The 4,283-nt window shown below is 61.4% G+C and carries 4 protein-coding genes and 1 pseudogene; 3 read left to right on the top strand and 2 right to left on the bottom strand.

The genetic code is table 11. From position 1 onward, the window contains the following. Positions 1-513: 513 nt before the first annotated feature. From D3227_RS39740 to D3227_RS44705, 3 genes are all read left to right on the top strand, one after another. Entirely contained in the window at positions 514-2,136 is a 1,623-nt protein-coding gene (locus tag D3227_RS39740; protein WP_208646616.1) for a class I adenylate-forming enzyme family protein, read from the top strand. Between the two features lie 351 nt (positions 2,137-2,487). Further along, positions 2,488-2,640, top strand: a complete 153-nt coding sequence (locus D3227_RS42105) for a hypothetical protein (RefSeq protein WP_167481070.1) — start codon at positions 2,488-2,490, stop codon at positions 2,638-2,640. Then, complete coding sequence (locus D3227_RS44705) at positions 2,591-3,337, top strand: class I SAM-dependent methyltransferase (RefSeq protein WP_120019399.1); 747 nt, start codon at positions 2,591-2,593, stop codon at positions 3,335-3,337. Before D3227_RS42105 ends, D3227_RS44705 begins: the two co-directional genes overlap by 50 nt. Here D3227_RS44705 and D3227_RS39730 read toward each other — a convergent pair. Together D3227_RS39730 and D3227_RS42450 are read right to left on the bottom strand one after the other, a co-directional pair. Then, complete coding sequence (locus tag D3227_RS39730; RefSeq protein WP_120019398.1) at positions 3,264-3,662, bottom strand: nuclear transport factor 2 family protein; 399 nt, start codon at positions 3,660-3,662, stop codon at positions 3,264-3,266. The two genes, D3227_RS44705 and D3227_RS39730, sit on opposite strands and share 74 nt — an antisense overlap. A 395-nt stretch (positions 3,663-4,057) precedes the next feature. Continuing rightward, positions 4,058-4,162, bottom strand: a pseudogene (locus D3227_RS42450) (ATP-binding protein); the annotation flags it as partial. Positions 4,163-4,283: the final 121 nt, after the last annotated feature.

The raw sequence follows: 4,283 nt of genomic DNA, 5'->3' as shown, positions 1-4,283 counted from the left end.
CTGCCATTTACGTCTCTACAAGGTTACCTAATATGGGTGGCAAGCCTTTCAATCCACTCGCTCGCCCATGGAGGAGCTCGATCAAAGCCCTGTAGGCAAGACAATGTGGGTCCGGAACAGCGGTTACGGTACGGAACCTCAAACGTTCTCTTGTTGAGGCGCCATTCCGGCACGTACCGTGTTGCTGTATTTCGCGCTGTTGTTCCATCTTGACGCATCATTTGGCTCCTCTTCCTGATATGATGATGCAGTCGCAAATTCGGTGCCCTTCCCCTCCACACTTAGAGCCCTGCCAGCGCGCGTTTTGGCTGCCGCTCTCCTACGCCGTCGAAGCGTCTGGCGCGCTCTGGCGACACAGGCTGCGCGACATGATCGGGATGGCCGCTTGCCTGGCCGCCCTGGGGGCCCCACATCCGTTTTTCCGGTTAGGTCGAGTGAACCAGGCCTTCAATCTTAAATGAGCGACTGCTAATATGGCTACAACTTAGGCCGTGCACGATCCAAATTCAGCAAGTGAGGACCATCGACGGTCGTCAATCCAGCGGCGGGAACGAAGTGCCTCAGTCACGAGCCAAGCACGACGAGCCAATCTGGGTACCACGTCTGCTCGACGTTGGGCTAAGACGCAAGCCAGATGATCTGGCACTTGTTAGCCCCGAGGGCAGCTTGAGCTGGCAAGAACTCGAGCGCGCCAGCAAACGCTATTCCGCTGGCTTGCTGGCCTATGGGCTGAAGCCGGGCGATAGAATTGCGTCGCTCATGCCCAATAGCGCTGCGCTGATGATTCACTACCTGGGCTGCCTCAAATCGGGGATCGTGGCAGTACCCTTGAATTACCGATACACGCCTCCCGAGATCGATCATGGACTCAAGACGAGCGGCGCTCGGGCGCTATTGGCCCATGTTGACCGTCAGGAAGACATCGCTTCCAGTGTCGCGCGTGACTTGCCACTTGGGGTCATCAACTACGGCTCCGAGCACGATCGCCATTCAAACTTCGCGACGCTCTTGGAGAGCCCGATCGCGCCCGAAATTTCGCCTATGCCTGCGCCTACTGATCCCGCGGTTATCTTTTTCACTTCGGGCAGTACCGGCCCGGCAAAGGGCGTAACCCATAGTTTCGAAAGTCTGGGCAATATGATTGCCAGCTTCGCACAGGGCTGCCAAACTGCGGCGGACGACATCGTTCTGCTGAGCGGATCCATGTCGCACATCGGAGCGCTCCTGGACGCCCTCATGGGACTCGCAGCCGGCGCTCGTGTCGTCGTCCCGCCAAGCTGCGATGGACCCGGGCTCCTGTTGATGCTGCGCGAGCATCGCCCAACCATACTCATCGCTTTGCCCTCGGTCCTCTTCGGGTTGGTTCGGGCGAAGAATGCCAGGCGCGAAGACTTTTCGTCATTCAGACTGCTCTGTGCCGGCGGCGATAAAGTGCCGCTCGAGCTGGCGCTCGAAGTTACTGCGCTCAGCGGCTTGTCCGTCAATGAGCTGTACGGCATGTCTGAAATTGGAGTTGCCACGATCAATCCTCCTGACGGGCTCAACAAAGCGGGTTCGATCGGGCGTCAGATTGTCGGCTACCAGATATCCATCCGCGACGATAACGGCAATGAACTGCCTCCCGGCGTTCAGGGGCGCCTCTGGATCAACTCGCCTTGCAACATGGTCGGCTATTGGGGTGATGCAGATGCAACGCGTGCCACCATCAGGGATGGCTGGCTGGACACCGGCGATGTGATGAAGATAGACGAGGACGGATACCTTTGGTTCTGCGGGCGGCGAAAACAGATCATTGTACACGATGGCTCGAACATCAGCCCGCAGGACGTCGAGGAAGCCCTGATGCGGCATCCCGCAGTGGCAATCGCCGGAGTTGTCGGGGTCCCTGACACCGTCCATGGCGAAAATGTCCACGCGTTCGTAACTTTCAAGCCAGGCGCCGCGCAGCCAGCCCCGCAGGAGCTTATCCATTTCGCTCGCGCCAGCGTTGGCTATAAGGCACCGGAGAGCGTTTTTTTGCTGGATGAGATGCCCCTCAGCGCCACGGATAAGGTTGATCGGGTGGTGTTGAAGAAGTTGGCGGAGCGCCTTCTGAAATCGGAAGCATCAACAGGGTTGGCATCAACGGCTCGATAAACTCCTGCCGGCCAATGCCAGCACTCGCTCGTTTACACAATGCCCGTCCCTCCACTCTTAGAGCCCCGCCAGCGCGCGTTCCGGCTGAGCCGCTGTCGTAGGCCCGAAGCGTCTGGCGCGCTCTGGCGCCCCTGGCTGAGCCGAACTAGGCACGCCGAAGCCAGTTGGTGTGCTTCGTTGACGGCGAGGCCCTAACCTACGCGATCACGCCATACGAGAACGGGCCGCTTTACCCACCTGAACATGGCGGCGGACTTTTGAGCCCGTCACTGGCCGGCGCCTGTTACCCGTCGCTCTCGGGAGGCTTGTTCACCAGGGTATGCGCCGCTCCTACTGCACGTTCTGCCAACCTTGCCGATCGGCCTCGGTATTGTCATTACGGGAAGCTGCATCGCCGGCGTAAACCGGCTCACTGTCGGCTTCATGGCCGCGGTGCTCGGTTTAATCCCGGCCTATGTTGCGGGGGTGCTGCTGGCGCAGCGCCGGGTGCGTACCGATGCGTAGGCCGCGCTTCATCGCCGAACAAGCGCGCCATGCAAGAGGGCTGCTCGGACGGCTCATCGCCTTCATCATGTCACGCGAGACATGGGCAGAGAACAAGCACGCCATCGAGGCGCTGAGCATCGAAGAGAGCGATCATGTCCTCGACATCGGCTGTGGTCATGGGCGCAGCCTGGCCGGCTGGCCGCGCACGCCGCGAACGGGCACGTTGTCGGCGTCGATCCGTCCGAACTCATGGCAGAGATTGCGGTGCGACGAAACCGCGAACTCGTCAAAGCACGGCGGGTCGAGGTCGCCATCGCCGGGTCGGTGCGTTGCCTTTGCCGACGCCGTGTTCGACAAGGCGCTGTGCGTCCATGTCGTCTATTTCTGGAAGGACCTGGATGCCGCCTTTCGCGAGACCGTGCGGGTTCTAAAGCCGGGCGGACGCCTGGCGCTGGTCTGTCAATCAGCACGGAATGGGGACCCTGGATCAGCGCGCAAAAGGGACCCCTTCGTAGGGCACAATGGTCAGCGGTCGCCAGAAGAAAAGATGTCTCATGAGCCGCGGATGCGCGCCCAGATTTGTCCCGGGCTGGCCCGCCGCAGAGGACGTCCAACAAGTCGTTTTTGCGGCGGCGCTTGTGTCACTCAGTCACGGTGTCACCGTGGCGATGGACCACGCGCCATTCGCCACCTTCGCGTCGGTACACCTGGGTGACGCGCAACGTGTAGGTGCGGGGCCGACCATCGACAGAGGCTGAGGTGTGCTCGAAGCCTGCGGTATAGGCCATGTCGCCCACCACGTCGTAGGACAGCAGCTCGAATGCATACGACGTGCAGTCGGAGAAGCTCGTACCGAGAGCGGCGAAGAGTTCCTCCAGTTCTCGCTGGCCGTGGGCGTTGCGCCACGCACCCAGGACGCTCACGGGCTCGTTGCGGGACCAGAGAGCCCGCCTGGGGGCTGGGTCGCCATTGTGCAGCGCGAGCTCCGCCTCATACAGCGCGGTCTTGACCCAGGCAAGGAAGTCGTCGCGGTCGGTCATAGCTCAATCGTCCTCCTGATGCTGCCGTGAGGCATCACACCTGCTCGACGTCGTCTGTCCATCAAAGCGGCGCTTGTGTCGCTCAGTCAAGCGCTCGACGGCCGCATCGCGCAGGTCCCGCGGTGCAATCACGCCCACGGCAGATTCGCATTGACACGCCTTTCGACCGTCGCAAGATCCTGCAGCCGGGTGCCGCCATCGGCACGGCCATCCAGGTCGAAATCGGCGTTCCAGGCCCGTGTGAGCGTCCCGGCTGTCAATCAGCACGGAATGGGGGACCCTGGATCGGCGCGCAAAAGGGGACCCCTTCGTAGGGCACAATGGTCAGCGCTCGCCGGGCGGAGCTGGTCAGGGTTGCGCAGCCCGGGCGAGCGCGGATCGACTAGGTGGGGTGATCAGGCGCGGTTCTTGAAGCGCCAGGACTCGTTTCCGGTCTCGATGATCTCGCAATGGCGGGTGAGACGGTCGAGGAGCGCTGTTGTCATCTTGGCATCAGCGAAGTTTTCATGATGCCTTCTTCCTTGATCGCCTGGTGCGAGCGGTCCGCGCCCGCAGTGTGTTGATCTGGTCGTCCGAGAGTTCGATTTGCCATGGCTGCCCCTTCGTGAGCTGGCGTCCCTC

The organism is Mesorhizobium waimense (assembly GCF_003601975.1).
GTDB classification, from domain to species: domain Bacteria; phylum Pseudomonadota; class Alphaproteobacteria; order Rhizobiales; family Rhizobiaceae; genus Mesorhizobium; species Mesorhizobium waimense.
Note: the sequence above shows the minus strand (reverse complement) of the source record. Positions and strands in the feature narration are given on the sequence as shown.

What these genes read in the sequence shown, in the direction of transcription:
- D3227_RS44705 (WP_120019399.1), top strand. Translation starts at nt 2,591, where the DNA reads ATGTTGCGGGGGTGCTGCTGGCGCAGCGCCGGGTGCGTACCGATGCGT.
- D3227_RS39730 (WP_120019398.1), bottom strand. Translation starts at nt 3,662, where the DNA reads ATGACCGACCGCGACGACTTCCTTGCCTGGGTCAAGACCGCGCTGTAT.